This is a genomic window from Kitasatospora griseola (assembly GCF_044999035.1).
GTDB lineage: Bacteria > Actinomycetota > Actinomycetes > Streptomycetales > Streptomycetaceae > Kitasatospora > Kitasatospora griseola.
This window is the reverse complement of record NZ_CP173360.1, coordinates 4,338,407-4,364,435: the sequence shown is the minus strand read 5'-3', so window position 1 is coordinate 4,364,435 and position 26,029 is coordinate 4,338,407. Positions and strand designations below refer to the sequence as shown.

Genomic DNA, 26,029 nt, shown 5'->3' with positions numbered 1-26,029 from the left:
GAGGGGTACGCCCGCAGTGGACGCCAGTAAGTTCACCAGCAAGACGCAGGAGGCCCTGTCCTCCGCCATCCGCCAGGCCGGCGCCGCGGGGAACCCCGACGTCAAGCCGGTGCACATCCTGCTGGCCCTGCTCGAACAGCCGGAGGGACTGGCCCGCCCGCTGCTCAAGGCCGTCGCGGCGGACGCCGCGCCGATCGCCGTCGAGGCCCGCCGGCAGGCCGCCGCGCTGCCCGCCGCCCAGGGCTCCACGGTGGCCGCTCCCCAGCTCGCCCGGGACACCCTGGCGGTGCTGGAGGAGGCCGGCAAGCGCGCCGCCGACCTGGACGACCAGTACGTCTCCACCGAGCACCTGCTGGTCGGCCTGGCCGCCGAGGGCGGCCCGGTGGCCGAGCTGCTGAAGCAGCACGGCGCCACCGCCAAGGCCCTGCTCGCGGCGTTCAAGGACGTCCGGGGCAGCGCCCGGGTCACCTCGCCGGATCCGGAGGGCACCTACAAGGCGCTGGAGAAGTACGGCTCCGACCTCACCCAGGCCGCCCGGGACGGCAAGCTCGACCCGGTGATCGGCCGCGACCAGGAGATCCGCCGGGTGGTGCAGGTGCTCTCCCGCCGCACCAAGAACAACCCGGTGCTGATCGGCGAGCCCGGCGTCGGCAAGACCGCCGTGGTCGAGGGCCTGGCCCAGCGCATCGTCGCCGGAGACGTGCCGGAGTCGCTGCGCGGCAAGCGCCTGGTCTCGCTCGACCTGGCGGCGATGGTCGCCGGCGCCAAGTTCCGCGGTGAGTTCGAGGAGCGCCTGAAGGCCGTCCTGAACGACATCAAGGACTCCGACGGCCAGGTGATCACCTTCATCGACGAGCTGCACACCATGGTCGGCGCCGGCGCCGGCGGCGACTCCTCGATGGACGCGGGCAACATGCTCAAGCCGATGCTGGCCCGCGGCGAACTGCGCATGGTCGGTGCCACCACGCTGGACGAGTACCGCGAGCGGATCGAGAAGGACCCGGCCCTGGAGCGCCGCTTCCAGCAGGTGCTGGTCGGCGAGCCCACCGTCGAGGACACCATCGCCATCCTGCGCGGCCTGAAGGGCCGTTACGAGGCGCACCACAAGGTGGAGATCACCGACGCCGCGCTGGTCGCCGCCGCCACCCTGTCCAACCGGTACATCACCTCCCGCTTCCTGCCCGACAAGGCGATCGACCTGGTCGACGAGTCGGCGTCCCGGCTGCGGATGGAGATCGACTCCTCCCCGGTGGAGATCGACGAGCTCCAGCGCGCCGTGGACCGGCTGCGGATGGAGGAGCTGGCGCTCGACAAGGAGTCCGACCCGGCCTCGGTCGAGCGGCTCGGCCGGCTCCGCCGCGACCTCGCCGACAAGCAGGAGCAGCTGAGCACCCTCAACGCCCGCTGGGAGCAGGAGAAGAAGTCCCTGAACCGGGTCGGCGAGCTCAAGGAGCGCCTCGACGACCTGCGCGGCGCACTGGACCGCGCCCAGCGCGACGGCGACTTCGAGCGCGCCTCCAAGCTGATGTACGCCGAGATCCCCGCCGCCGAGCGCGAGTTGACGGAGGCCCAGGACCGCGCGGCGGACGAGCCGAACACCACCATGGTCAAGGAGCAGGTCGGCCCGGACGACGTGGCCGACGTGGTCTCCTCCTGGACGGGCATCCCGGCCGGCCGGCTGCTGGAGGGCGAGAGCGCCAAACTCCTGCGCATGGAGGACGAGTTGGGCCGACGCCTGATCGGCCAGCGGGAGGCCGTCCAGGCGGTCTCCGACGCGGTGCGCCGCACCCGCTCCGGCATCGCCGACCCGGACCGCCCGACCGGCTCGTTCCTGTTCCTCGGCCCGACCGGCGTCGGCAAGACCGAACTGGCCAAGGCGCTCGCCGACTTCCTGTTCGACGACGAGCGGGCGATGGTCCGGATCGACATGAGCGAGTACGGCGAGAAGCACTCGGTCTCCCGCCTGGTCGGCGCCCCGCCCGGGTACGTCGGCTACGAGGAGGGCGGCCAGCTCACCGAAGCGGTCCGCCGCCGCCCGTACAGCGTCGTGCTGCTGGACGAGGTGGAGAAGGCCCACCCCGAGGTGTTCGACGTGCTGCTCCAGGTGCTGGACGACGGTCGCCTCACCGACGGCCAGGGCCGCACGGTCGACTTCCGCAACACCATCCTGATCCTCACCTCCAACCTCGGCTCGGCCTACCTGGTCGACCCGGCCACCCCCGAGGAGCGCAAGAAGGAGCTGGTGCTGGAGACCGTCCGGCAGTCCTTCAAGCCGGAGTTCCTCAACCGGCTGGACGACATCGTGGTCTTCGACCCGCTGGGCACCGCGGAGCTCAGCCGGATCGTCGACCTCCAGATCGCCGCGCTGGCCCGCCGCCTGCACGAGCGCCGGCTCACCCTGGACGTCACCCCGGCCGCCCGGGACTGGCTGTCGCTGACCGGCTACGACCCGGCGTACGGCGCCCGCCCGCTGCGCCGTCTGGTGCAGTCCGCGATCGGCGACCAGCTCGCCAAGGAGATCCTCTCCGGCCGCGTCCACGACGGTGACACCGTCCTGGTCGACCGGGACGAGGCGAACGACCGGCTCAGCGTCGGCCCGAAGCCCTCGCTGGTGAAGTGACGTCCGCACGCCGGTCGGGAGCAGGCGAGGCGCACCCCGAGTCACTCTGTGCCGGGAGCTCCGAATGAGGCAGGATGGGGGTATGAGAAGGCGGCCCCCCATCGGCAGCCGACCTTGTGCACCGTGAAAGGGACACCCCCGTGAGCATCGACCCGTCGTCCATCCCGTCCTTCGGCCTGCCGCAGCCGCCGCAGGGCGGACAGCCCGGTGGCGCTCCGGCCGGGCCGCCGCCGGTGATCGTCCCGGACCAGAACCTGGTCGCCCAGCTGCTCGACCAGATGCAGCTCAAGCACGTGGTGGACGAGGAGGGCGACCTCACTGCTCCCTGGGAGAACTTCCGCGTCTACTACATGTTCCGCGGCGACCACAAGGAGCTGTTCGCGGTCCGCGCCTTCTACGACCGCGCGTTCCCGATGGAGAAGAAGGGCGAGATCCTCGACCTGATCGACGAGTGGAACCGCGAGACCCTGTGGCCCAAGGTCTACACCCACACCCACGAGGACGGCGTGGTCCGCCTGATCGGCGAGTCCCAGATGATCGTCGGCAACGGCGTCAGCCTGGAGTACTTCGTCGGCACCACCGCCAACTGGACGCAGGCCGCGGTCGGCTTCGAGCAGTGGATGGTCGAGCGCCTGGGCCTGCAGGAGCAGGTCGAGGACGCCACCGACGGCGAGGACGGCCCGGCCGACGAGGCCTGAGCCTCCGACGAACCGTCAGAAGGGCCCGCCCACCGGATCGGTGGGCGGGCCCTTCCGCGTGCCCGGCGCTACCGGCCCTCGGACGACGGCGCGCGCAGCAGCAGGACCCCCTCGTCCTCGCGCACCGTCCGGAAGCCCTCCGCCCGCAGCTTCGCGATCTCCTCGGCCTCCTGCGCCCCGTTCAGCGGCCACCCCATCGGGTTCCGGGTGTCCACCACCACCCACTCCGCGGTGCGCCAGTCCTTGGGCCAGCCGAACTCGAACACCGTGCAGCGGCCGGTCAGTTGGGGCACCAGCCGGTTGCCGGCCGCGACCTTCGCGCCGGACGGTATGTCGGCCAGCACCGACTGCACCGTCCGCACGTGCGCGGAATCCCGCCAGAAGCCCGCGTCGGCCGCTGACGCCATCGGGAAGAACGGGAACAACACCGCGGTGACCAGCACGCTGCCGCACAGGAACGGCGTCGTCGCCCAGCGGCCCCAGTGCGGCTTCGCGGCACGCAGCCGGATCAGCCCGTCGACGAACGCGACGAACACGATCGGCATCAGCACCACGCTGTAGTGGTAGCGGGTGCCCCAGTACATCTCGTTCTTGCTGAGCAGCCGCCAGGCCAGCGTCGGGACGGCGACCAGGAACAGCGGCGAGCGCAGCGCCAGCAGCAGGGTCGGGATCAGCAGGAAGAACAGCAGCTGCCCCTGGACGGTGGCCGTGAGCAGGTGCCCTGGCACCGCCAACACCCGCTCCAGCAGGCTCGGCTCGGTCCCCGGGGCGGCCTCCAGGTTGTCCCAGTAGTTGTAGGCGTGGCTGGGGCTCATGGCCGGCAGCAGCACCAGGAACTCCAGCGCGCTGGCCAGCACGCCGAACAGCGCCGTCGCCGCCCCGAGCCGCCGCGCCCCGCGCCAGGCGATGAAGCCGCCGATGACGGCGACGGTCAGGCCGAGGTCCTCCTTCACCAGGCAGAGCGGCGCCGCCCAGGCCGCCGCGGCCACCCAGCGCCGCTCCGCCAGCGCCACCGCCGAGAACGCCAACAGCGGTGCGGCGAAAGCCACTTCGTGGAAGTCGAAGCCGATCGTCGAGCCTACGCCCCAGGAGAACCCGTAGCCGATCCCCACCGCGACGGCCGCCGCGGCGCCCAGCTCCCGCTGCGTCCAACGGCAGATCGGCACCACGGCCAGCGCCAGCAGGGCGGCCTGCGCGAACAGCAGCGTCTTCGCGGTCGGCCACACCAGGTAGAACGGCGCCAGCGCCAGCAGCACCGGCGAGAAGTGGTCGCCGAGCAGGTTGTACCCGTCGCCCTTCAGCGAGGCGACGGGCAGTTCGAAGTGCGCGTAGCTGCGCACCGCCTGCTCGAATATCCCCAGGTCGTACCCGGTGGTCAGGAGCAGCCCGTGGCGGCGCAGGCAGAACAGTGCGTAGAACGCGAAGAACCCGGCGGCCAGGCCCCACGGCAGCAGCCGCGCCCGGGTGATCCCGCGCCACCCGGCCGGTGGATCGCCGTCGCCCTCGCGCGGCCGGACGGGAGACGACGACACGACTGTTCCGGACGCCATTGCTTCACTTCCGATAGCCCCACGCGGGCCCGGTTCCCCCCGGCCCGCGGATCCCCGAACGAGGATCACCCCTGTGGCGGCAGACTAGACCAGCCTCCGCGGGTGAACGATCCGTTTGGGCCAGGAGCGGGCGAGGGCCGCGGACCCGCCGGACGGTGTCCGGCGCTTCCGCGGCCCTGGGGCGTGCCCTGCGACCGAACGGGTCGTCAGCGGTGCCGCCGCCGGTGGGACCTGAGGAACAGGAAGCTCCCCGCGGCGAGGACGAGCGCCGACAGCCCCGCGACCACGGGAGTGGGGTAGCTCTCCGACTGCGCGGCCGACGCGGTCACCGCCCCGGCGCCGCCGGGCGTCGTCGGGAACGTGGCGGCGGCCCGCGCGGTGTGCTCGACCAGTCCGCTCCTGAGCGTCAGTTCCACGTTCCATTGGCCGTCCGGCAGCCGGGAGTCCAGCGGGACGACCGCCTCGGCGCGGTCGCCCGGGGCCAGCGTGGTGCCGGTCTTCGCCGTGAAGGGTCCGGCGCGCAGTCCGCCCGGTCCGTCGGACAGCGAGACCACCCCGTTGATGTCCAGGGCGCGTCCCCCCGTGTTGTGGATCCGGGCGTGCAGTTCGGCCCGCCCGTCGCGGCCCCGGGCGGGCGAGAGCTGCTCGATCTCGAAGTCGGAGGCCGGCTCGCCGCCCGGGCCGACGTCCAGGTACATCCGGACGCCCACCCGGCCCGTGATCGCCAGGTTGTGCCGGCGGTCCGCCGGCGAACTCGTCTGCGCCCAGACCACGCCGTACCGCTCGCCGGCGGCGGCTTCCTTGGGCACCCGGATCGTGGCCCGGACCTTCGCCGTCCCGTGGGCCGCCAGGTCGAGCCCCGAGGCGTCCAGCGACGTCCAGCCGGTCAGCTCGTTCGCGGCGCGGTCCGCCGCGAAGGCGAACTGCCCCTTCACGATGGCGGCCGCCGCGGCGTAGACGTCGACGTGCATCGGCGCGGACGACTCGTTGACGACCTCCACCCGCCGCTCGATGGTCGAGCCGGGCGCGAGGTGGTCGACAATGTACGCCTGCGCCCGGGGGTCGTCCCGGCGGTTCTCCGGCGCGTCGAGCAGCTTGATGCCGATGGTCTGCGCCGTCGGACTCGGCTCCGGGGACGGCGTCTCGTGCTCGTGCGCCTCGTGCTCGTGCTCCGTGACGCCCGGCACCGCGGAGGGCCCGCCCATCCCGTCCGCCGTCGCCGGTCCCACCCCGACCGCGTACACCACGGCCAGCACCGTCAGCACCGCCCAGGACCGGCGCGCACCCCTCACCACGTCAGGCAACGGACTGGGTCAGCGTGCCGGTGTAGAGCCCGCTGACGGCACTGGCGGGCACGCTGACCGTGACAGTCGGGTCCCAGGTCGCGGTGTTGTCCCCGACCCCGGCGCTCCCGGTGAGCACCGTCTGCGCGGAATTGCTCAGCGTCACGTTGGTCGACGTGACGGTGATGGTGCCGGTGGTGGTCACCGACCCGACCGTGTAGGTGGCGTCGGTGGCGGGAATCGTCGACGGGCCGTTGACGAAGTCCGTCTCCGCCGCGGTCACCGTCCAGCTCGCCGACAGCAGGGCCCGGTTGTCGACGACGGTGCAGGGGCCGATCGGCGCGCCGATCGAGGTGCCGGGCGCTCCCGACCCGAGGGCGGCGGAGGCCGGCACCGACAGCGTCAGCGCCCCGGAGGTGACGACGAACGTGACGGTGGTGCTGGGATCGTCGCCCTCCTCCTCCGCGAGGGCGAGGCCCGGCTGGGCCAGAGCGAGGGCGGCGGCCGCAGCCGCAGCGGACAGGATTCGTGCACGCACAGTGGCTCCCGAAGTATCCCCCCGACCGGCGGACATGCCGATTGAGCACGCCCTTTGACGTACGATCAGACAATCGAGCGCGCCATACCCCCGCAAGTCGACGCGCACCGGTCTCCGCCACCGGGATGACCACGCTCCCGCCGACCGAAGCTTGTCCGCGGCCCGCAGCCGTCGGAGGATTGGCCGAACACGAGCTGCGAGGAGCCGCAATGGGTGCTAGGCCACTGCTGAACCGCCGGCTGGCGGGCATGGGCACGACGATCTTCGCGGAGATGTCCGCCCTGGCCACCGCCACCGGCTCGATCAACCTCGGGCAGGGGTTCCCCGACACGGACGGGCCCCAGGAGGTCCGGGAGGCGGCGGTGCGGGCGCTGCGCGAGGGGCGCGGCAACCAGTACCCGCCCGGGCCGGGCGTGCCGGAACTGCGGGAGGCGATCGCCGAGCACCAGCAGCGCTTCCACGGGCTGACGTACGACCCCGACCGGGAGGTGCTGGTCACCGCGGGCGCCACCGAGGCCATCGCCGCCGCGCTGCTCGCCCTGCTGGAACCCGGCGACGAGGTGATCGCGTTCGAGCCGTTCTACGACTCCTACGCGGCCTGCATCGCGATGGCCGGCGCGGTGCGGGTTCCGCTGACGCTCCGTCAACCCGCGTTCCGGCCCGACCTGGACGAGCTGCGTTCACTGATCACCCCGCGCACCCGGCTGCTGCTGATCAACACCCCGCACAACCCGACCGGCACCGTGCTGACCCCCGAGGAGCTCGCCGCGATCGCCGAACTGGCGGTCGAGCACGACCTGTTGGTGATCACCGACGAGGTCTACGAGCACCTGGTGTTCGACGGCGCGCACCATCCGCTGGCCGCCCTGCCCGGGATGCGCGAGCGCACCGTCGCGATCTCCTCGGCCGGCAAGACCTTCTCGTTCACCGGCTGGAAGGTCGGCTGGGTCACCGGCGCCCCCGAACTGGTCGCCGCGGTCCGCACCGCCAAGCAGTACCTGACGTATGTCTCAGCCGGCCCGTTCCAGTACGCGGTCGCCGAGGCGCTGCGGCTGCCCGACGCGTACTTCGCGGAGTTCCGCGCCGAGTTGCACCGCAAGCGCGACCTGCTGGCGGCCGGTCTGACCGAGGCCGGGTTCCGGGTGTTCGAGCCGCAGGGGACGTATTTCATCACCACCGACATCACTCCGCTCGGCGAGAAGGACGGAATCGAATTCTGCCGTGCGCTGCCCGCGCGATGCGGCGTGGTGGCCATTCCCAACGCGGTCTTCTACGACCGCACCGAAATCGGCCTCGCCCAGGTGCGGTTCGCGTTCTGCAAGCGGGAGTCGGTGCTGCGGGAGGCCGTCGAGCGGCTGCACCGCCTGTAGCGGCCGGAGCGGACGCTGCAGCCGGGGCGCCCGGTGGCCGGGGACCGCCGCCGGGCGCCCCGGCATGTCCGAAGGCCGTTCGCCCCGCAATCGCTCCAGGAGTGCACGGCGCACGCGACGGGCGTGGCAGCGCTCGCCGGACAGAGTGCAACCCGGGACCGATCACACCCAGTCGGGCACAGGCCTCAGAGCGGTGAATGAGTGCCAAACATGGGTAAATCCCTGACGGACCCGGAGAATTCGTGCTTCTCTGCTGCTGAATCTCCAGCCGGAATCCCTCCTTCCACGGTCGGCCGCGCCCCGGATCGGACAGTCTCGAACAGCCTCGCGCACGAGGAGTGGACTCCGGCCGAAGGGGCGCGTACGGAGCTGAAACGCGGAGCCGAGCATGCTCACCACCCTGCAGACCTCCTACACGGACACCCGCGCCGGCGACCTGGCCTGGCAGCTGGGCGGCGAGCCGCTGCCCGCACTGGCGGTCCGCGACATCGGGCTCGACGACGGGACCGGCCGTTCCGACGCCTTCGGCGGCACCCTCCAGCTGCGGCTGCTGGGCGCCTCCCACCAGGTCGTCCTGGCGGCCGGGCCCGGCGACTGCCTGGAGACGGTGGCCTGCCTGCCCGGCCGCCGCACGCCGCTGCCGGCCCGGGTCGCCGAGCAGGTGGCCGGCTGGGAGTACGAGTTCGCCGCCCGGATCGAGGAGCTCCCGCCGCACGTGTTCGCGGCCCGCGCCCAGGAGTTGCTGGCCCTGGTCGAGGGGCACCCGCGGGCGCTGGCCGGGATCTTCCCCGGCGACCCGAGCGCGTTCACCGCCCTGGTCGCCCACTGCGGGGACCGCCGGGTGCACTGGCGCACCTGGCACGCCTACCCGCAGGAGGGCCGGCTGGTGTGCACCCGCTCCTCGCTCTCGCTGCGCCGCACCGTCGACGCCCAGGGGGGCCGGGTCGGGCACGGCGGGCACAGCGGCCGCGGCAGCGCCCGCCACAACGGTCCGGAGCCGCAGGCAGAGTGGTGACCGGCGTCAACCGGACGCCGCCTGCTGTCCCCCGATTGGGCGCAGCCATTCGCCCGGGCTCTCGCCTAGCGTTCCCTTCATGATCAACCATCCGGTCGGACGGTCCGCGCAGCCGGCTCCGGACGCCCCCGCTCCCCCGCAGACGGCCGAGCACCGGCCCACCACCGCCCCCCGCACCGCGGGCCTCGGCGGCGCGGTCCGGGCCGGCGGCGCCATACCGCTCGCCCTGCCCGCCCGACCGGCCCGGATCCTGGTGCTGCTGGCCGCGTTCGTCTGCGCGGCCTGTGGCCTGGTGTACGAACTCGAACTGGTCGCGCTCGGCGGCTACCTGCTCGGCGACTCGGTCACCCAGACCTCCGTGGTGCTCTCCGTGATGGTCTTCGCGATGGGCGTCGGCTCGCTGCTCGCCAAGGGCCTCACCCGCCGCCCGGCCACCTCCTTCGCCCTGGTCGAGTACGCGCTGTCGCTGACCGGCGGCCTGTCCGCGCTCGCCCTGTACTGCGGCTGGGCGTGGCTGCGCCAGCCGCACGCCACGCTGATCGCGCTGGTCGCCGCCACCGTACTGATCGGCCTGCTGATCGGCGCCGAGATCCCGCTGCTGATGACGCTGATCCAGCGGATCCGCCGGGAGCACGCCGGCCGGGCCGTCGCCGACCTGTTCGCCGCCGACTACGTGGGGGCGCTGATCGGCGGCCTGGCCTTCCCGTTCGTCCTGCTGCCCGCGCTCGGGCAGGCCGCCGGCGCGCTGGTGACCGGCGCCGTCAACGCGGTCGCCGGGGCGGTGGTGGTGCTCTGGCTGTTCCGCGCCGAACCCACCCCCCGCGCCCGGCTGCTGCTGTGGACCGGCTGCGGCCTGGTGCTCGCCGTCCTCGCGCTGGCCGCCGCCTGCACCGGCGCGATCGAGCGCACGGCCCGGCACGCCCTGTACGGCGGGCCGATCCGGTTCGTCGCGCAGAGCCGCTACCAGGAGATCGTCCTCACCGGCGGCCCGGCCGGCGCCGAGCAGCGCACCCCGCCGCCGCTGAAGCTCTTCCTGGACGGCCGGCTCGCGGTCTGCGGCCCCGACGAGTACCGCGACCACGAGGCGCTGGTCCGCCCCGCGCTCGGCGACGGCCCCAGCTCCCGGGTACTGGTGCTCGGCGGCGACGGCCTGGCCCTGCGCGAGGTGCTGCGGCACCCGGCGGTGCGCAGCGTGCTGGTGGTCGAGCGCGACCCGGAGCTGTCCGCGCTGGCCCGCCGGGACGACGCCTACGACGCGCTGACCGAGCACGCCTGGGACGACCCCCGGGTGCGGCTGGTGACCGCCGAGCCGATGGGCTGGCTGCGCAGGACCGCCGGGCAGTTCGACGTGATCGTCTCCGACCTGGACGACGAGGCCGCGCACGGCAAGTACCGCTCGCGCGAGTTCTACGGCCTGGCCGCCCGGCGGCTCGCCCCGGACGGCCGACTGGCGGTGCGCGGCGGCGCCCCGGACGGCGTGCTGTGGAGCTCCGAGGCGGGGCTGGCCGCCGCCGGGCTGGACGCCGTCCCGTACCAGGGCGTCGCCCCGGCCGCCGAGGACTGCGGGCAGGCCGGGCCCGCCCCGGCGTTCCTGCTGGCCGGACACGACGCCCCCGCGCTGGCGCTGGCCGCGGACGCGCCGGCGCCGCGTTCGCTCACCGTCGACGCGCTGCGCGGCACGGCGGCCCGGCTGTCCGCCCGCCGGCCGTCGCCGCTGCCCCCGCCGCACTCGCTGATCGGCCCCTGACCGGTCTCCGTCCGGCCGCCCCCGTTCCGGCGAACGACCGCCCGCCGTGCGCCCGTTCGCGGCACTCCCGGCCCGGCTTCGGGTGCGGGGCTCGGCACGGCGGCGGCCGGTCGGTAGGCTCGCCGGTATGGAGCATGAGGTTGTCGTCCCGGTGCCCGCCGAGGTGGTCCGGGAGGCGCTGGTGGACCGCGAGCTGGTGGCCCGCTGCGTGCCGGGGCTGAGCGCGGTCGCGTCCACGTCCGCACCCTCGGCGGCGGACAGCCGGCTCAGGATCCGGATCGCCGGCTCCACCATCACCTTCGCCGGCCGGCTGTCCGTGGGCGGCTGGCAGGACGACGCGCTGGAGCTGCGGCTGACCGGCGAGGAGATCCGCGGCGCGGCCCCGGTGACCGCCGAGCTGCGGGTCACCCTGCGGGAGCGGCCGGGCGAGACCGCGGTGTGCTTCACGACCTCGCTGACCGCCTCCGGCCGACTGGCCGGTTTCGACGGCCCGGTGCTGGAGACGGCCGGCCGCCGGCTGATCGACCGGGCGGTGGCGGCCCTGGTGGCCGAGCTGTCCGGGCCCGGCGAGGACGCCGAGGAGGACCCGGCGGACGGCGCGACCGTGGTGTTCCTGGACGAGCGGGCGCAGGGCCCGGACCTGGACGACGACCTGTCGGACCTGATCGCGTTCAGCGAGGACGACCTGCCCGAGCCGGTTCCGGTGCCGCGCCCGGACGCGGCGTTCGAGCAGGAGAGCGCCCCGGTGCGGCGCAGCATCGTCGGCCGCTCCGCCGAGGAGGTGGACCACGCCCCGCCGCACGGCCGGTACGCGCCCGCCCCGCCGGCGCACAGCGCGCGGGCCCGGGCGGCCACCCGCTGGGGCGGCGAGCCGGCCCTGGTGCCGGGTGCGGGCGGCGAGCGCAGCGCGCTGCCGTGGGTGATCGGCGGCGGGGTGGCGCTGCTCGGCGGCGCGGTGGTGCTGGTCCGCGCCCTGCGGCGGCGCTGACCGGGCCGGGCGGCCCGTAAAATCGCTGACCATGAGCAACGACCGGGACGCCCTGCTGGCGCAGATCAAGGACAAGGCCGTCGTGCACGGCAAGGTCACCCTCTCCTCGGGCCGGGAGGCCGACTACTACGTCGACCTCCGCCGGATCACCCTGGACGCGGAGGCGGCCCCGCTGGTCGGCAAGGTGATGCTGGACGCGGCCGCGGACCTGGAGTTCGACGCGGTGGGCGGCCTGACCCTGGGCGCCGACCCGGTGGCCGCGGCGATGCTGCACGCGGCGGCGGCCCGCGGCCGCAAGCTGGACGCCTTCGTGGTCCGCAAGGCGGGCAAGGCGCACGGCCTGCAGCGCCGGATCGAGGGCCCGGACGTGAAGGGCCGCCGGGTGCTGGCGGTGGAGGACACCTCGACCACCGGCGGTTCGGTGCTGACCGCGGTGGAGGCGCTGCGCGAGGCGGGCGCCGAGGTGGTCGGCGTCGCGGTGATCGTGGAGCGCGGCGCGGCCCCGGCGATCGCGGAGACCGGCCTGCCGTACATCACCGCGTACACCCTGGACGACCTGGGCCTGTGAGCCCCGGGGCCGGCCCGGACGGGGCCGGTTCCACGTCGACCACGTCGAACGGCGAGAGGCCCCGGCCCACCCTCATCGGGTGGCCGGGGCCTCTCGCGTCCCGCGGTGCGGGCTCAGTGCTTGCGGTGCCGGCCCCCGGCGACCGACTCGGCGGTCGGCGCCTCGGCCTCGACGGCGCCCTCGCCGGCCTTCTTCTTCTTCCGCTCGCGGATCACCTCGACGATGATCGGCGAGACCGAGATCAGGATGATCAGCGCCATCGCGGGCAGCAGGTACTTGTCGATCACCGGGGCGAGCTGGTCGCCGGTGAAGTAGCCGATCAGCAGCATGGACTCGGTCCACAGCACGCCGCCGACGACGTTCCAGAGCAGGAAGGTCTTGGCGGGCATCTGCAGGGTGCCGGCGACCGGGTTGAGGAAGGTCCGCACGATCGGGATGAAGCGGGCCAGCACCACGGCCTTGGCCGGGCCGAACTTCTCGAAGTACTCCTCGGCCTTCTCCACGTACTCGGGCCGGAAGATCTTCGAGTTCGGCTTGTCGAACATCTTCGGGCCGACCTTGCGGCCGAGCAGATGGCCGAGCTGGGCGCCGGCGATCGCGCAGAGCGGCGCGCCGACCAGCAGCATCCCGATGTTCATCTGGGCGCCGTCGCCGAGCACCGCGGGCGCGGCGCTGGAGGCGGCGACACCGGCCAGGATGAGCATCGAGTCACCGGGGAAGAAGAACCCGACCAGCAGGCCGGTCTCGGCGAAGATGATCGCCAGGATCCCGATGGCGCCGACGGAGGCGACGAGCGATTTGGCGTCAAGGACGTTGACGGCGAGCTGGATGTGTTCCACGCGCGCAGGATAGCCCGACTCACCCGGCAAAGCCGCAACAGGCGACCCGCGAAGCCCTTGTCGGAGCTGCCGTCCCAAGTGGCGGGCCGCTGGGTGTGTCCGCGGGGCGAGTCTGGGAGGATGACCGAGGTGTCCGGCCCGCGGTCGAGCAACCACCCTCAGCTCGTACCGCATCCGTCGTGAACCACAGGCGTATCGAGCCTTCGGACAGCGTCGTCCGATCGCCCCACACCGACAGGAGCGGATTCGCATGCCCATCGCAACTCCCGAGGCCTACAACGAGATGCTCGACCGGGCCAAGGCGGGCAAGTTCGCCTACCCGGCCATCAACGTCACCTCGTCCCAGACCCTGCACGCCGCGCTGCGCGGTTTCGCCGAGGCCGAGAGCGACGGCATCATCCAGATCTCCACCGGTGGTGCGGAGTTCCTGGGTGGCCAGCACAACAAGGACATGGTGACCGGCGCCGTCGCGCTGGCCGAGTTCGCGCACATCGTCGCGGCCAAGTACGACGTCACCGTGGCCCTGCACACCGACCACTGCCCGAAGGACAAGCTGGACGGCTACGTCCGCCCGCTGCTGGCGATCTCCGCCGAGCGCGTCGCCCGCGGCGAGAACCCGCTGTTCCAGTCGCACATGTGGGACGGCTCGGCCGAGACCCTGGCCGACAACCTGTCCATCGCGCAGGAGCTGCTGGCCCAGGCCGCCGCCGCCAGGATCATCCTCGAGGTCGAGATCACCCCGACCGGCGGCGAGGAGGACGGCGTCTCGCACGAGATCAACGACGAGCTGTACACCACCGTGAACGACGCGGTGCGCACCGCCGAGGCGCTCGGCCTGGGCGAGAAGGGCCGCTACCTGCTGGCCGCCTCGTTCGGCAACGTGCACGGCGTGTACAAGCCGGGCAACGTGGTGCTGCGTCCGGAGCTGCTGGCCGACCTGCAGACCGAGATCGGCAAGCAGTACGGCAAGCAGGACCCGTTCGACTTCGTCTTCCACGGCGGCTCGGGCTCCACCGCGGAGGAGATCCGGACCGCGCTGGAGAACGGCGTGGTCAAGATGAACCTCGACACCGACACCCAGTACGCCTTCACCCGCCCCGTCGTGGACCACATGTTCCGCAACTACGACGGCGTGCTGAAGGTCGACGGCGAGGTCGGCAAGAAGAACACCTACGACCCGCGCACCTGGGGCAAGCTGGCCGAGGCCGGCATGGCCGCCCGCGTGCTGGAGGCCGCGCAGCAGCTGCGCTCGGCCGGCAAGCGCATGAAGTAGGGCACGGCCCGGCACGGTGCCCCCGTACCCGCCCGGGTACGGGGGCACCGTGCGTTCTGCTCGCGGCAGCCTCCCCTTCGGGTCGAGCATGGTTGCTCCACAAGATCCGAGTGGCAGACTGGCACACCATGGAGATGCACAAGAACCTGCTCGACGGGCCCGAGCCGACCCTCCTGCCCGAGGAGGAGCAGCCGTACCGGATGCTGGCCGAGGAGTCCGCGTCGCCGACCCAGGTGGCGGCCGACTACCCGGCGTTCTGCCTGGCCTGGGCGATGCTCGCGGACGACTCCTTCGCGGCCGGCCGCACCGTCGAGTCCTACGCGTACGCCCGCACCGGCTACCACCGCGGCCTGGACGCGCTGCGCCGCAACGGCTGGCACGGACACGGCCCGATCCCGTGGGAGCACCGCGGCAACCGCGGCTTCCTGCGCTGCCTGGCCGCGCTCGCCCGGGCCGCCGGGTCGATCGGCGAGACCGAGGAGGAGGCCCGCTGCTGGCAGTTCCTGAAGGACAGCAGCGCCGAGGCGTACGCCGAACTCAAGCAGTGACCCCGTCCGTCGGCGCCCCTCCCGCCTCCGGGCCGGGACGGGGCGCCGACGGCTTACCGGCGTCCCGTCGGCTCCGCACGGCGCCGGACGCACGGCCCGGGACCGGGGGCCCCGGGGAACCAACCGCGGCCATACCGCGTATGTTCACGATGCAGCACATTCGTGCGAATCGGGTCACCGGGCCGCACGGATCGCCATGTCGTCGTCCCGAGGGAAACCAGATGCCCGCAGCCCGCAGGTCACCCGGCAGGTCCGCCCGACGCCGCGCCAGGACGCGCCGCCGCCGGCTGGCCCTCACGCTGGGCGGCACCGCGGCGCTGGCCGTGCTCGGCACGGCCGGATTCACTCTCCTCCACTCGACCGCCGCGCAGTCGCCGGAGGCCGGGTCCACCACGCAGGCCCGACCCGTCCCGCCGGTCAGCGAATCCCCCGAGCCCGTCCGGACCGAGGAGAACCCGCCGCCGCAGACCGCAGCCCCGAAGACCACGCCGCCCGCCGCCCCGCAGGTCGTCCAGCACGGTAGCGGCAGCTTCACCACCGCCGCCGCGTCCGGCACCACGGTCGGCACCGGCGGCACGGTGCGCCGCTACCAGGTCGAGGTCGAGGACGGCATCAACATCGACCCGAAGACCGCCGCCGCCGCCGTGCAGGCGGTGCTGGCCGACAAGCGCAGCTGGACCGCAGACAAGCGCAACAGCTTCAAGCTGGTCTCCTCCGGCTCCTACGACTTCACCGTCAAGATCGCCTCCCCTGACACCACCGACAGGATCTGCGGCGCGGGCGGCCTGGACACCAAGGGCGAGGTGAACTGCGACGTCGGCAAGCAGGTGGTGGTCAACTCCAAGCGCTGGCTGACCGGTTCGCCCCAGTTCGACGGCAGCCTGGACGACTACCGGGCGCTGATCGTCAATCACGAGGTCGGCCACCGGATCGGCCACGGCCACGAGGACTGCCCCGGCCCGGGCAAGCCCGCCCCCGCGATGATGCAGCAGATCTACGGCCTCAAGGGCTGCACCGCCAACGCCTGGCCGTACGACGCCAAGGGCAGCTACCTCAGCGGGCCGTCCGTCCCCTGAGGGGCCCCGCCGCCCCGGCCACCGACCCCGAACCAGGAACCATGACCACCGAACTCACCCAGCGCCTGCTCGACCGCTTCGGCCCGGCCGGCCTGTACCGCCCCGCCCCCGCCGAGACCGCCGCCACGGCCGTCCCGGCCGCCGCCGCCGCGCTGCTGTCCGCCGCCGGCCTGCCGCTGCGGGTCGGACCGTACTTCACCGCGTCCGCCGGGGAGCCGCTGCGGCTGGCGGACTGGGCCCACCGGGCCGGGCTGTCGGTCGACGGCCGTCCGGAGGCCGACTGGGCCCGGCTGGGCACCGACCGGGGCGCGGAGCTGTGCCTGGACGGGCAGGGGCGCGTCTGGGCGGTGTACCTGGCGTTCCGCGAGCCGCCGGTCCTGGTCGACGCCGACCTGGCGGCGTTCCTCGGCAACCTGTGCGAAGTGGAGCAGAACCTGCGGGAGTTGGCGGCCGCCGAGCACCCGGAGGAGATCTTCCGGCTGCTCTCGACCGCGGAGAGCCGGATCCGCGGCACCGACCTGCGGGCGTTCGAGAGCGACGAGCAGTGGTGGCCGCGGGTGCTGGAGGACGTCCGGCACACCCTCGGCGTGCCCGGGTACGCCGCGTTCAAGGTCCGCGGGCAGGACGGCGAGCCGTTCGTCCTCACCGCCGACGGCTCGCTCGCGCTGCATCCCGAGGAGACGCTCCGGCAGCAGCTGACCGCGGCCGGCCTCGACCCGGCGGACGTGCTGGAGGTCTACACCGAGCTCCAGGCCTGCTTCCAGCCCGGCCACTACTGCAGCGTGTGGCTGGCCCGGACCTTCCCGGACGCCGCGTTCAGCCACAGCTTCGACTACGGCGACACCGCGGCCGAACGCGACGCCGGCATCCGGGAGTTGGCGGCCGCCCTGGCCGCGAGGGGTTAACCCAGCACGGGCAGGAAGCCGGCCAGGTCGCTGCGTTCGCCGCTCGCGGTGAGGGTGGCGTCCAGTGCGTCGGCCCAGGCGAGGCGGCCGGTGGCCAGCCGGATCCAGGTCAGCGGGTCGGCCTCGACCACGTTCGGCGGGGTGCCCCGGGTGTGCCGGGGGCCTTCGACGGCCTGCACCACGGCGAACGGCGGGATCCGCAACTCGACGGCTCCGCCCGGCACTTGGCCGGCGAACGCGTCGGCCAGCAGCCGGGTGACGGAGGCCAGCGCGAAGCGGTCGTGCGGGAAGTCGGCCAGGCCCAGCGCATCGGCCAGGTCGTCGGCGTGCACCACGGTCTCCACCAGCCGGACGACCAGGAAGTCGGCCAGCAGCATCGGCCCGAAGCGCATCAGGATCACCCGGCCCGGCTGCCGCCCCTCCTCACTGTCCAGGGCGCGCCACAACTCGCCGATCTGCCGGTCGAGTTCGCCCGACACCTGGGCGGCGTCCCCGGCGAACTGCTCGGCCACCAGCTCCAGCGCGGTGGCGTTGATCGACGCGGCCGCGGTGCGGGTCCGCGACGCCCAGTCCGACGGGGCGATCAAGGCCTGCGGCGGCAGCGGGTCGTGCAGGTGCCGCGGCACCCAACTGACCACCATGCCGAGGTGGGCGACGAGTTCACGCACCCGCCAGTCCCCCAGCCGGGTGGGGAGGGCGAGCTGCTCGTCGTCCAGCGAGCGGACGGTGGCGGAGATCGCGTCGAGCTGCCCGGTGAGCGCGGCGCGCACCTTCACCGGGTCGTAGGTCCGAGGCTTCGCAGTGGGCATGCCCGCAGCGTACAAAAAGCCGGGCGGCCGGTCCGGGAATCCGAACCGACCGCCCGTCGAACGATGCCGTGTCAGGCGAGCAGCGCCTCGATGACGCCGGTGTGGGCGTCGCGCAGCTCGGCCAGGGTGACGGTGAACTGACCCTGGACCTCCAGGGCGTCGCCGTCGACCACGCCGATCCGGGCCGCGGGCAGGCCGCGGGCGCCGCACATGTCGTTGAACCGGAGCTCCTCGCTGCGCGGGACGGCCACCACGGCACGTCCGGCGGACTCGGAGAACAGGAACACGAACGGGTCGACGCCCTCGGGCACGACCACCCGGGCGCCGTTGCCGCCCTTGAGGCAACTCTCCACCAGGGCCTGCGCGAGGCCGCCGTCGGAGAGGTCGTGGGCGGCGTCGATCATGCCGTCGCGGGAGGCGGCGATCAGGATGTCGCCCAGCAGGCGCTCGCGCTCCAGGTCCACCTTGGGCGGCAGGCCGCCGAGGTGGTTGTGCACGACCTGCGACCAGGCGGAGCCGCCCAGTTCGTCGGCGGTGTCGCCGAGCAGGTAGAGCAGCTGGCCCTCTTCGGCGAAGCCGACCGGGGTGCGCCGGGTGACGTCGTCGATGACGCCGAGCACCGCGACCACGGGGGTCGGGTGGATGGCGACGTCGCCGGTCTGGTTGTACAGCGAGACGTTGCCGCCGGTGACCGGGGTGCCGAGCACCTGGCAGGCGTCGGCCAGGCCGCGGGTGGCCTCGGCGAACTGCCACATCACGTCCGGGTCCTCGGGGGAGCCGAAGTTGAGGCAGTCGGAGACCGCGAGCGGCTTGGCGCCGCCGGCCGCGACGTTGCGGTACGCCTCGGCCAGGGCCAGCTGGGCGCCGGTGTACGGGTCCAGCTTGGCGTAGCGGCCGTTGCCGTCGGTGGCGACCGAGACGCCGAGGTTGGTCTCCTCGTCGATCCGGATCATGCCGGAGTCCTCGGGGGTGGCGAGCACCGTGTTGCCCAGCACGTAGCGGTCGTACTGGTCGGTGATCCACGCCTTGGAGGCCTGGTTCGGCGAACCCGCGACCTTCAGCAGCGCGTCCTTCAGCTCGTCGCCGTCGGCCGGGCGGGCGAGCCGCTCGGCGGTCGGGGCGTCGGCCTGCAGGGCGTCCTGCCAGGACGGGCGGGCGTACGGGCGCTGGTAGGTCGGGCCCTCGTGGGCGACGGTGCGCGGCGGCACGTCGACCACCAGCTCACCGTGCCAGAAGATCTCCAGGCGCTCGCCGTCGGTCACCTCGCCGATGACGGTGGCGATGACGTCCCACTTCTCGCAGATCTCCAGGAAGCGGTCGACCTTGCCGGGCTCGACGATGGCGCACATGCGCTCCTGCGACTCGCTCATGAGGATTTCCTCCGGCGAGAGCGTGTGGTCGCGCAGCGGCACGGTGTCCAGCTCGATCCGCATGCCGCCGGTGCCGGCCGAGGCCAGCTCCGAGGTGGCGCAGGACAGGCCGGCGCCACCGAGGTCCTGGATGCCCGCGACGAGGTCTTCCTTGAAGATCTCCAGGGTGCACTCGATGAGGAGCTTCTCCTGGAACGGGTCGCCGACCTGGACGGCGGGGCGCTTGGCCGGGCCGGTCGCGTCGAAGGTCTCCGAGGCCAGCACGGAGACGCCGCCGATGCCGTCGCCGCCGGTGCGGGCTCCGTACAGGATGACCTTGTTGCCGGGGCCGGAGGCCTTCGCGAGGTGGATGTCCTCGTGCTTCATCACGCCGACGCACAGCGCGTTGACCAGCGGGTTGCCCTGGTAGCAGGAGTCGAAGACGACCTCGCCGCCGATGTTCGGCAGGCCCAGGCAGTTGCCGTAGCCGCCGATGCCCGCGACGATCCCGGGCAGCACGCGCCGGGTGTCCGGGTGGTCGGCCGCACCGAAGCGCAGCGGGTCCATCACGGCGACCGGGCGGGCGCCCATCGCCAGGATGTCGCGCACGATGCCGCCGATGCCGGTGGCCGCGCCCTGGTAGGGCTCGATGTACGACGGGTGGTTGTGCGACTCGACCTTGAAGGTGACCGCGTAGCCCTGGCCGACGTCGACCACACCGGCGTTCTCGCCGATGCCGACGAGCATCGCGTCGTTCTCCGGGGCCTTCTCGCCGAACTGCTTGAGGTGGACCTTGGAGCTCTTGTACGAGCAGTGCTCCGACCACATCACCGAGTACATGGCGAGCTCGGCGCCGGTCGGGCGGCGGCCCAGGATCTCGCGGATCCGGGCGTACTCGTCCTCCTTGAGGCCGAGTTCGGCCCAGGGCTGACCGGCGTCCGGGGTCTGCTCGGCGTTCTTGACGGTGTCGAGGCTCATCAGGCGTTCACCAGCTGCTTCAGGACGGAAGTGAAGAAGCCCAGGCCCTCGGTGGTCGGACCGGTGAGCGGCTCCACGGCGTGCTCCGGGTGCGGCATCAGGCCGACGACATTGCCGGCGGCGTTGGTGATGCCGGCGATGTCGCGGTACGAACCGTTCGGGTTCACATCGAGGTACCGGGCGACGATGCGGCCCTCCGCCTCGAGTTCGTCCAGGACGTGCTCGTCGGCGACGAACCGGCCTTCGCCGTTCTTCAGCGGAACGACGATTTCCTGGCCGGCCGAGTAATCCCGCGTCCAGGCGGTGTCGGCGTTCTCGATGCGGAGCTTCTGGTCGCGGCAGATGAAGTGCAGCGAGTCGTTCCGGGTGAGCGCGCCGGGCAGCAGGTGCGATTCGCACAGCACCTGGAAGCCGTTGCAGATACCGAGGACCGGCATTCCGAGCTTCGCCTGCTCGATGATGGTGTCCATCACCGGGGAGAAGCGGGAGATGGCACCGCAGCGCAGGTAGTCGCCGTAGGAGAATCCGCCGGGCAGGACGACCGCGTCGACCTGGTGGAGATCCTTGTCACGGTGCCAGAGGGCGACCGGCTCGGCGCCGGCCAGGCGGACCGCACGCTGGGCGTCGCGGTCGTCGAGGGAACCGGGGAAAGTGACGACGCCGATGCGGGTGGTCACTTGCCCTCCTCCTCGACGCGGACGGTGAAGTCCTCGATCACGGTGTTGGCGAGGAAGGTCTCGGCGGCCTCACGGATGCGGGCGAGCGCGGCGTCGTCGACCGGCCCCTCCAGCTCCAGTTCGAAACGCTTGCCCTGGCGGACGTCGGCGATCCCGGCGAATCCGAGACGGGGCAGTGCACGCTGCACCGCCTGTCCCTGCGGGTCGAGGATCTCCGGCTTGAGCATGACGTCGACTACGACGCGTGCCACTGGCACTCCCGGTGGTGATTGCGTTCAGGCGGGGGACCTTCAGCCTACCTGTGCCGGACGGTCATCTTGCGGCCCACCTGCGGCAACGCGCGTAGACCAATGCCCCTTACGTGCCAAGGCTTCCGGGCCCGGCCACCGGGCCGTCCGGGTCCCCGTTGCCATCCCATTTCGTCGGTTTAATCCCGTCTGTAACGAGACCGTATCGGCATCCGGGGGAACCCCGTGAATATCCGGAAAAAAGGAATCCCGAACTCTTCGATTTCAGCAGGTTCCGGGTGCAGAATAGGGCGACCGGCAGCCGAACGCGCCGCATCTCGGCGTGGGCCCCCTGCCCGCCGACGGATGCCGTGATCCCGGCCCAGCGGACCGGCGGGGCATCCGAGACCTCCGTCGGCCGAATTGCCCGAGAGGATTGACACCCATGGCTCAGCGTGTAGTCGTCACGCTCTCCGACGACCTGGACGGCGGCACCGCCGCGGAAACCGTCCACTTCGGCGTGGACGGGAAGTCGTACGAGATCGATCTGTCCGCCGACAACGCGGAAAAGCTTCGGGAGGCCCTCGCCCCGTTCGTCGCCGCGGGCCGCCGGCAGAGCCGCAGCGGAAAGTCCTTCCGCCGCACCGCGCTCACCCCGGACCCGGCCGCGGTGCGCGCCTGGGCGCAGTCGAACGGCATGGAACTGCCCGCCCGCGGCCGCATCCCGAAGCACGTGTACGAGGCGTTCTCCGAGAACAACTGACCCCTCCCGGCCGCCCGTCGCGGGCCGCCGGCGCCTTCCCCGGCCACGCCGCCGGGGAAGGATGGGGCGAGCAGGCCGTTTGATGTTGTAGAGTTCTTCTCGTCGCCGCAACCGGGGGAACCCGATCGGGGCGGCCGGTGCTCAGGCACCGTGCGGACGTGGCTCAGTTGGTAGAGCATCACCTTGCCAAGGTGAGGGTCGCGAGTTCGAATCTCGTCGTCCGCTCGCAGCTAGCGTGACAAGCTGTCACAACTCAATATCATGCGGACGTGGCTCAGTTGGTAGAGCATCACCTTGCCAAGGTGAGGGTCGCGAGTTCGAATCTCGTCGTCCGCTCCAGTTCCGAAGGCCCCCTCGTCGAGGGGGCCTTCGGCGTTTCCGGCCCACCGCGGCACCCGATGACATTTGTCATCGCCGACCCGTGGAACTCCACCGGCACCCGGTGACGGCCCGCACTACTGGACGGCCCGGCCCGGCGGAAGGCTGGAGCCATGACCGACACCAGCCGTCCCCGTCCCGCCGTCGAGGCCCGCGGCCTGCACCGCCGCTACGGACCGTCCGGCACCGCCGGCTTCGAGGCCGTCCGCGGCCTGGACCTCGGCGTCGCCCGGGGCGAGCTGTTCGCGCTGCTCGGCACCAACGGCGCCGGCAAGACCTCCACCATGGAGGTGCTGGAGGGCCTGGCCGCGCCGAGCGCCGGCGAGGTCCGGGTGCTCGGCCTGGACCCGGCCCGGGAGCGGGCCGCGCTCCGGCCGCGGATCGGCATCATGCTGCAGGAGGGCGGCTTCCCCGGCGAGCTGACCGTCGCCGAGACCGGGCGCTGCTGGAACGGACTGACCAGCGACGCCCGCGCCGTGGACGAGGCGCTCGACCTGGTGGGCCTGCTGCCTCGGCGCACGGTCCGGGTCAAACAGCTGTCCGGCGGCGAGCGCCGCCGCCTCGACCTGGCGATGGCCCTGCTCGGCCGCCCCGAGGTGCTGTTCCTGGACGAGCCCTCCACCGGCCTGGACCCGGAGGCCCGCGCCTCGGTGTGGCGGCTGATCCGGGAGCTGCGCGCGGCCGGCACCACCGTGCTGCTCACCACCCACTACCTGGAAGAGGCCGAGGAACTCGCCGACCGACTGGCGATCATGCACGGCGGCCGGGTGGTGGCCGGCGGCACCGTCGACGAGGTGCTGGCCGACCACCCCGCCCGGATCAGCTTCGAACTGCCCGAGCGCTCCGGCCCGCACGCCTCGCTCGACCTGCCCGCGCTGCCCGGCGCCGACCTGCGGATCGACGGCCGCCGGATCACCCTGCGCACCACCGACCTGCAGGGCACCCTGACCGAACTGCTCGGCTGGGCCGCCCGCCACCGGGTCGCCCTGGGCCGGCTGGACGCCCGCAGCGCCTCGCTGGAAGAGGCCTTCCTCGCCATCGCCGCGTCCGACGCGGCCACCCTGCCGCAGATCGGACGTGCCGCATGACCGCCGCGACCACCCCCGCCGGACGCCTGCTCGCCCTCGGCCGCGCCGAGGCCACCCTGCTGCGCCGCAACCGCACCGCGATGTTCATGGCCCTGGCGCTGCCGCTGGTGCTGGTCGCCTCGATGCGCTCGGTCCTCGACGCCGCCGCCGAGCGCACCCCCGGCCTGGACGTGAACGCCAACCTGGTGGTCGGCTCGATGGGCGTCGTGCTGCTGATCGTCGTCTACTGCAACCTGACCTCGGCCTACACCGCGCGGCGCAGCGACCTGGTGCTGAAGCGGCTGCGCACCGGGGAGGCCACCGACACCGAGATCCTGCTCGGCACCGCCGTCCCGTCGATCGGGCTGGCGCTCACCCAGTGCCTGCTGCTGGGCGTCGGCGGCGCGCTGCTGCTCGACCTGCCCGCCCCGGCGAACCCGCTGCTGCTGGTGGCCGGGCTGGCGCTCACGGTGGCCCTGCTGACCGGGCTGGCCGCGCTGTCCAGCGCCGTCACCAAGACCGTGGAGACCGCGGGCATCACCACCCTGCCGCTGCTGCTGGTGGCGCAGCTCGGCTCCGGCCTGATGCTCCCGCTGGAGTCGCTGCCGGACTCGGTGGCGAACGTCTGCCGCCTGCTGCCGACCACCCCGGCCCTGCAGCTGCTGCGGATCGGCTGGTTCGGCACCGACGGCTCGGGCCCGGCCGAGGGCTTCGCCGGCACGTGGTCGCAGGGCGCGACGCCGCTGCTGATGGCCGCACTGTGGACGGGCGTCGCGACATGGGCGGGCCGCCGCTGGTTCCGCTGGGAGCCGCGGCGCTGAGCGGTCGCGGGCGGGCTGGCAGGATGCTGGGGAGTCGTCAGGAAGCGGGGTACCCAGCGGTGAACAGGCCGAGGCCGATCGGGCGCTGGCGGTCCCTGTCGAAACCTCAGCGCACCGAGTTGTACGTGCGCTGGTCGCTGTACCTGGTGTCGGTGATGCAGCTGCTCGCCGCACTCCTGGTGGTGGGGTCGGTGGCCGCCCGACGGGAGGTGCCGACCTTCCAGCTCCTGCTGGCGGTGCCGGGCGTCCTGCTGGCGGCGGCGCTGAACGTGGTGCTGTTCCGCACCGGGCTGGATGCCTACCTGGGCCGCCGCCCGCACCCGTACGGCTGGGTGACGCTGACGGGGGCGGTGGCGGTCGGAACATCACTGGCGATGATGCTGCCCACCGCATCGATGACCGGCGACGACGCGATGGTGCCGGCCGCGATCGCGCCGATGACGGTGACATTCTGGCTCGGTGCCTGCGTGCTCGCCCTGTCGGTGCGCGAGGCACTGCTGACCGCGGCCGTCTCACTGACGCTGCTCGCGGTGCCGCTGCTGCTGACCGGCGCCCACCCGGCCGGGGTGGCCGGCCTGGTGGTGGGCTGCCTGCTCGGAGCCGCGATGGCCGGCGCCACCGCCCGCTGCTCGTCCTGGACGGCGAAGGTGGTGTGGGAGCTGGACGGGGCCCGGGAGGCCCAGGCCCGGCTCGCGGTCGCCGAGGAGCGGCTGCGGTTCTCCCGCGACCTGCACGACGTGCTGGGCCGCAACCTCGCCACCATCGCACTGAAGAGCGAACTGGCCGTGCAGCTGGCCCGCCGTCAACGCCCGGAGGCGGTGGACCAGATGACCGAGGTGCAGCGGATCGCCCAGGACTCGCAGCGCGAGGTCCGCGAGGTGGTGCGCGGCTACCGCACCGTCGAACTGCACACCGAACTGATCGGCGCGGCCTCGGTGCTGCGCGCCGCGAACGTCGACTGCCGGACCGAACTGGCGGGCACGGACGCACTGCCGACCGAGACGCAGTCGGTGCTCGGCTGGGTGGTGCGGGAGGCGGCGACCAACGTGCTGCGCCACTCCGAGGCCGCCAACTGCTCGTTCCGGCTGCGGGTGTCGGGCGGCACCGCGGTGCTGGAGGTGGAGAACGACGGCGTGCCCGCCGTCCCGCCGTCCCGCACCGAGGGCGCGGGCAGCGGCCTGCGCGGCCTGCGCGAGCGACTGGCCGCCCACGGCGGCACCCTGACGGCGGCCGGCCCCGGCCCCGGGCGGTTCCGGGTGACCGCCGAACTACCGACGGCAGCAAGGGAGTCTGTGGCATGACGGACCGGGTGCGGGTGCTGCTCGCCGACGACGAACATCTGATCCGCGGGGCGCTGGCGGCGCTGCTGGCACTGGAGGACGACCTGACGGTGGTCGCCGAGGCGGCGTCCGGCCCGGAGGCACTGGCGATGGCCGCCGCGCACCGCCCGGACGTGGCGGTGCTGGACCTGCAGATGCCGGGCCTGGACGGCCTGGAGGTGGCGTCCGAACTGCGGCACCGGCTGCCGGACTGCCGGGTGATGATTGTGACCGGGCACGGCCGCCCGGGCTACCTGAAGCGGGCCCTGGAGGTCGGGGTGCGCGGCTTCCTGCCGAAGACCGTCTCCGCCTCCGACCTGGCGGGCATCATCCGCACCGTCCGCGCGGGCGGCCGCTACGTGGACCCGGAACTGGCCGCGGAGGCGATCAGCGCGGGCGACTCCCCGCTGACGCCGCGCGAGACGGACGTGCTGGAGCTGGCCGCGGACGGCTCCTCGATCGCCGAGATCGCCGACCGGGCGTCGCTGTCCCCGGGCACGGTGCGCAACTACCTGTCCTCGGCGGCGGGCAAGCTGGGCGCGGAGAACCGGCACGCGGCGGTGCGGATCGCCCGCGAGCACGGCTGGCTGTGACGCACCGCCACAGCCGGCCGCGCGACGGCG

General features: G+C 73.0%; 24 protein-coding genes and 2 tRNA genes. 18 read left to right on the top strand and 8 right to left on the bottom strand.

Annotated features, from left to right (window positions below; all coding sequences use genetic code 11):
- Window positions 1-16: 16 nt before the first annotated feature.
- The gene (clpB, locus tag ACI1MP_RS19675) at window positions 17-2,620 is read left to right on the top strand and encodes an ATP-dependent chaperone ClpB (protein ID WP_043916596.1); all 2,604 of its coding nucleotides are present in this window, start codon (window positions 17-19) and stop codon (window positions 2,618-2,620) included.
- A 140-nt stretch (window positions 2,621-2,760) separates the two neighbouring features.
- Window positions 2,761-3,318, top strand: coding sequence for a YbjN domain-containing protein (locus ACI1MP_RS19670; protein WP_100589127.1), 558 nt, complete (start codon window positions 2,761-2,763; stop codon window positions 3,316-3,318).
- A 68-nt stretch (window positions 3,319-3,386) separates the two neighbouring features.
- On the opposite strand, the gene ACI1MP_RS19665 is transcribed toward ACI1MP_RS19670, so the two are convergent.
- The 3 genes from ACI1MP_RS19665 to ACI1MP_RS19655 all read right to left on the bottom strand — a co-directional run bounded on the left by ACI1MP_RS19665 (window position 3,387) and on the right by ACI1MP_RS19655 (window position 6,689).
- Window positions 3,387-4,850: a DUF2079 domain-containing protein gene (locus ACI1MP_RS19665; protein WP_232734254.1), complete on the bottom strand. Its 1,464-nt coding sequence runs from the start codon at window positions 4,848-4,850 to the stop codon at window positions 3,387-3,389.
- A gap of 224 nt (window positions 4,851-5,074) precedes the next feature.
- The gene (locus ACI1MP_RS19660) at window positions 5,075-6,160 is read right to left on the bottom strand and encodes a peptidase (RefSeq protein ID WP_404869128.1); all 1,086 of its coding nucleotides are present in this window, start codon (window positions 6,158-6,160) and stop codon (window positions 5,075-5,077) included.
- Window positions 6,161-6,164: 4 nt separating this feature from the next.
- A complete protein-coding gene (locus tag ACI1MP_RS19655; protein ID WP_380343076.1) occupies window positions 6,165-6,689 on the bottom strand; it encodes a hypothetical protein in 525 nt (174 codons plus the stop codon).
- 209 nt (window positions 6,690-6,898) lie between these two features.
- Here ACI1MP_RS19655 and ACI1MP_RS19650 point away from each other — a divergent pair, with 209 nt between their 5' ends.
- From ACI1MP_RS19650 to pyrE, 5 genes are all read left to right on the top strand, one after another.
- Window positions 6,899-8,059, top strand: a complete 1,161-nt coding sequence (locus ACI1MP_RS19650; protein ID WP_380343079.1) for a pyridoxal phosphate-dependent aminotransferase — start codon at window positions 6,899-6,901, stop codon at window positions 8,057-8,059.
- 388 nt (window positions 8,060-8,447) lie between these two features.
- The gene (locus ACI1MP_RS19645; protein ID WP_380343082.1) at window positions 8,448-9,074 is read left to right on the top strand and encodes a DUF2617 family protein; all 627 of its coding nucleotides are present in this window, start codon (window positions 8,448-8,450) and stop codon (window positions 9,072-9,074) included.
- A gap of 79 nt (window positions 9,075-9,153) precedes the next feature.
- Window positions 9,154-10,821, top strand: coding sequence for a spermidine synthase (locus tag ACI1MP_RS19640; RefSeq protein WP_404869127.1), 1,668 nt, complete (start codon window positions 9,154-9,156; stop codon window positions 10,819-10,821).
- A gap of 127 nt (window positions 10,822-10,948) precedes the next feature.
- A complete protein-coding gene (locus tag ACI1MP_RS19635; protein ID WP_404869126.1) occupies window positions 10,949-11,809 on the top strand; it encodes a CoxG family protein in 861 nt (286 codons plus the stop codon).
- A 31-nt stretch (window positions 11,810-11,840) separates the two neighbouring features.
- Entirely contained in the window at window positions 11,841-12,377 is a 537-nt protein-coding gene (gene pyrE, locus ACI1MP_RS19630; protein ID WP_043915296.1) for an orotate phosphoribosyltransferase, read from the top strand.
- 113 nt (window positions 12,378-12,490) lie between these two features.
- Here pyrE and ACI1MP_RS19625 read toward each other — a convergent pair whose 3' ends face one another.
- Entirely contained in the window at window positions 12,491-13,216 is a 726-nt protein-coding gene (locus tag ACI1MP_RS19625; RefSeq protein ID WP_380343090.1) for a DedA family protein, read from the bottom strand.
- A gap of 250 nt (window positions 13,217-13,466) precedes the next feature.
- On the opposite strand from ACI1MP_RS19625, the gene fbaA reads away from it, so the two are divergent.
- From fbaA to ACI1MP_RS19605, 4 genes are all read left to right on the top strand, one after another.
- Window positions 13,467-14,489 carry a class II fructose-bisphosphate aldolase gene (fbaA, locus tag ACI1MP_RS19620; protein WP_189277841.1) on the top strand — a complete coding sequence of 341 codons (1,023 nt, stop codon included), beginning with the start codon at window positions 13,467-13,469 and terminating at the stop codon, window positions 14,487-14,489.
- A gap of 128 nt (window positions 14,490-14,617) precedes the next feature.
- The gene (locus ACI1MP_RS19615) at window positions 14,618-15,037 is read left to right on the top strand and encodes a DUF3151 domain-containing protein (protein WP_043915303.1); all 420 of its coding nucleotides are present in this window, start codon (window positions 14,618-14,620) and stop codon (window positions 15,035-15,037) included.
- A gap of 221 nt (window positions 15,038-15,258) precedes the next feature.
- Entirely contained in the window at window positions 15,259-16,113 is an 855-nt protein-coding gene (locus ACI1MP_RS19610) for a DUF3152 domain-containing protein (protein WP_232734252.1), read from the top strand.
- A 41-nt stretch (window positions 16,114-16,154) separates the two neighbouring features.
- Window positions 16,155-17,018 carry a nucleic acid/nucleotide deaminase domain-containing protein gene (locus ACI1MP_RS19605; RefSeq protein ID WP_404869125.1) on the top strand — a complete coding sequence of 288 codons (864 nt, stop codon included), beginning with the start codon at window positions 16,155-16,157 and terminating at the stop codon, window positions 17,016-17,018.
- Here the strand turns inward: ACI1MP_RS19605 and ACI1MP_RS19600 are convergent.
- The 4 genes from ACI1MP_RS19600 to purS all read right to left on the bottom strand — a co-directional run bounded on the left by ACI1MP_RS19600 (window position 17,015) and on the right by purS (window position 21,082).
- Window positions 17,015-17,827 (bottom strand): sterol carrier family protein, encoded by an 813-nt coding sequence (locus ACI1MP_RS19600; protein WP_380343099.1) that lies wholly within the window; start codon window positions 17,825-17,827, stop codon window positions 17,015-17,017. The two genes, ACI1MP_RS19605 and ACI1MP_RS19600, sit on opposite strands and share 4 nt — an antisense overlap.
- Window positions 17,828-17,898: 71 nt before the next feature.
- The gene (gene purL, locus ACI1MP_RS19595; RefSeq protein ID WP_380343102.1) at window positions 17,899-20,154 is read right to left on the bottom strand and encodes a phosphoribosylformylglycinamidine synthase subunit PurL; all 2,256 of its coding nucleotides are present in this window, start codon (window positions 20,152-20,154) and stop codon (window positions 17,899-17,901) included.
- Entirely contained in the window at window positions 20,154-20,831 is a 678-nt protein-coding gene (purQ, locus tag ACI1MP_RS19590; RefSeq protein WP_043915310.1) for a phosphoribosylformylglycinamidine synthase subunit PurQ, read from the bottom strand. The genes purL and purQ overlap by 1 nt, the downstream gene beginning before the upstream one ends.
- On the bottom strand, window positions 20,828-21,082 hold the full coding sequence (gene purS, locus ACI1MP_RS19585; RefSeq protein WP_033250393.1) for a phosphoribosylformylglycinamidine synthase subunit PurS: 255 nt from the start codon (window positions 21,080-21,082) through the stop codon (window positions 20,828-20,830). Before purS ends, purQ begins: the two co-directional genes overlap by 4 nt.
- 421 nt (window positions 21,083-21,503) lie before the next feature.
- Here purS and ACI1MP_RS19580 point away from each other — a divergent pair, with 421 nt between their 5' ends.
- The 7 genes from ACI1MP_RS19580 to ACI1MP_RS19550 all read left to right on the top strand — a co-directional run bounded on the left by ACI1MP_RS19580 (window position 21,504) and on the right by ACI1MP_RS19550 (window position 25,999).
- Complete coding sequence (locus tag ACI1MP_RS19580) at window positions 21,504-21,821, top strand: Lsr2 family protein (protein WP_043915312.1); 318 nt, start codon at window positions 21,504-21,506, stop codon at window positions 21,819-21,821.
- Between the two features lie 152 nt (window positions 21,822-21,973).
- Window positions 21,974-22,046 (top strand) — tRNA-Gly (locus tag ACI1MP_RS19575).
- Window positions 22,047-22,084: 38 nt separating this feature from the next.
- Window positions 22,085-22,160: transfer RNA gene (locus tag ACI1MP_RS19570), tRNA-Gly, on the top strand.
- A gap of 152 nt (window positions 22,161-22,312) precedes the next feature.
- Window positions 22,313-23,287, top strand: coding sequence for an ABC transporter ATP-binding protein (locus ACI1MP_RS19565; protein ID WP_404869124.1), 975 nt, complete (start codon window positions 22,313-22,315; stop codon window positions 23,285-23,287).
- A complete protein-coding gene (locus ACI1MP_RS19560) occupies window positions 23,284-24,087 on the top strand; it encodes an ABC transporter permease (protein WP_380343110.1) in 804 nt (267 codons plus the stop codon). The genes ACI1MP_RS19565 and ACI1MP_RS19560 overlap by 4 nt, the downstream gene beginning before the upstream one ends.
- Before the next feature lie 125 nt (window positions 24,088-24,212).
- Window positions 24,213-25,388: a sensor histidine kinase gene (locus ACI1MP_RS19555; RefSeq protein WP_404869123.1), complete on the top strand. Its 1,176-nt coding sequence runs from the start codon at window positions 24,213-24,215 to the stop codon at window positions 25,386-25,388.
- Window positions 25,385-25,999: a response regulator gene (locus ACI1MP_RS19550; RefSeq protein ID WP_387995535.1), complete on the top strand. Its 615-nt coding sequence runs from the start codon at window positions 25,385-25,387 to the stop codon at window positions 25,997-25,999. The genes ACI1MP_RS19555 and ACI1MP_RS19550 overlap by 4 nt, the downstream gene beginning before the upstream one ends.
- Window positions 26,000-26,029: the final 30 nt, after the last annotated feature.

Coding starts and splice junctions, on each gene's coding strand:
- ACI1MP_RS19650 (WP_380343079.1), top strand. CDS start 6,899: ATGGGTGCTAGGCCACTGCTGAACCGCCGGCTGGCGGGCATGGGCACG.
- ACI1MP_RS19645 (WP_380343082.1), top strand. CDS start 8,448: ATGCTCACCACCCTGCAGACCTCCTACACGGACACCCGCGCCGGCGAC.
- ACI1MP_RS19640 (WP_404869127.1), top strand. CDS start 9,154: ATGATCAACCATCCGGTCGGACGGTCCGCGCAGCCGGCTCCGGACGCC.
- ACI1MP_RS19635 (WP_404869126.1), top strand. CDS start 10,949: ATGGAGCATGAGGTTGTCGTCCCGGTGCCCGCCGAGGTGGTCCGGGAG.
- pyrE (WP_043915296.1), top strand. CDS start 11,841: ATGAGCAACGACCGGGACGCCCTGCTGGCGCAGATCAAGGACAAGGCC.
- fbaA (WP_189277841.1), top strand. CDS start 13,467: ATGCCCATCGCAACTCCCGAGGCCTACAACGAGATGCTCGACCGGGCC.
- ACI1MP_RS19615 (WP_043915303.1), top strand. CDS start 14,618: ATGGAGATGCACAAGAACCTGCTCGACGGGCCCGAGCCGACCCTCCTG.
- ACI1MP_RS19610 (WP_232734252.1), top strand. CDS start 15,259: ATGCCCGCAGCCCGCAGGTCACCCGGCAGGTCCGCCCGACGCCGCGCC.
- ACI1MP_RS19605 (WP_404869125.1), top strand. CDS start 16,155: ATGACCACCGAACTCACCCAGCGCCTGCTCGACCGCTTCGGCCCGGCC.
- ACI1MP_RS19600 (WP_380343099.1), bottom strand. CDS start 17,827: ATGCCCACTGCGAAGCCTCGGACCTACGACCCGGTGAAGGTGCGCGCC.
- purL (WP_380343102.1), bottom strand. CDS start 20,154: ATGAGCCTCGACACCGTCAAGAACGCCGAGCAGACCCCGGACGCCGGT.
- ACI1MP_RS19580 (WP_043915312.1), top strand. CDS start 21,504: ATGGCTCAGCGTGTAGTCGTCACGCTCTCCGACGACCTGGACGGCGGC.
- ACI1MP_RS19565 (WP_404869124.1), top strand. CDS start 22,313: ATGACCGACACCAGCCGTCCCCGTCCCGCCGTCGAGGCCCGCGGCCTG.
- ACI1MP_RS19560 (WP_380343110.1), top strand. CDS start 23,284: ATGACCGCCGCGACCACCCCCGCCGGACGCCTGCTCGCCCTCGGCCGC.
- ACI1MP_RS19550 (WP_387995535.1), top strand. CDS start 25,385: ATGACGGACCGGGTGCGGGTGCTGCTCGCCGACGACGAACATCTGATC.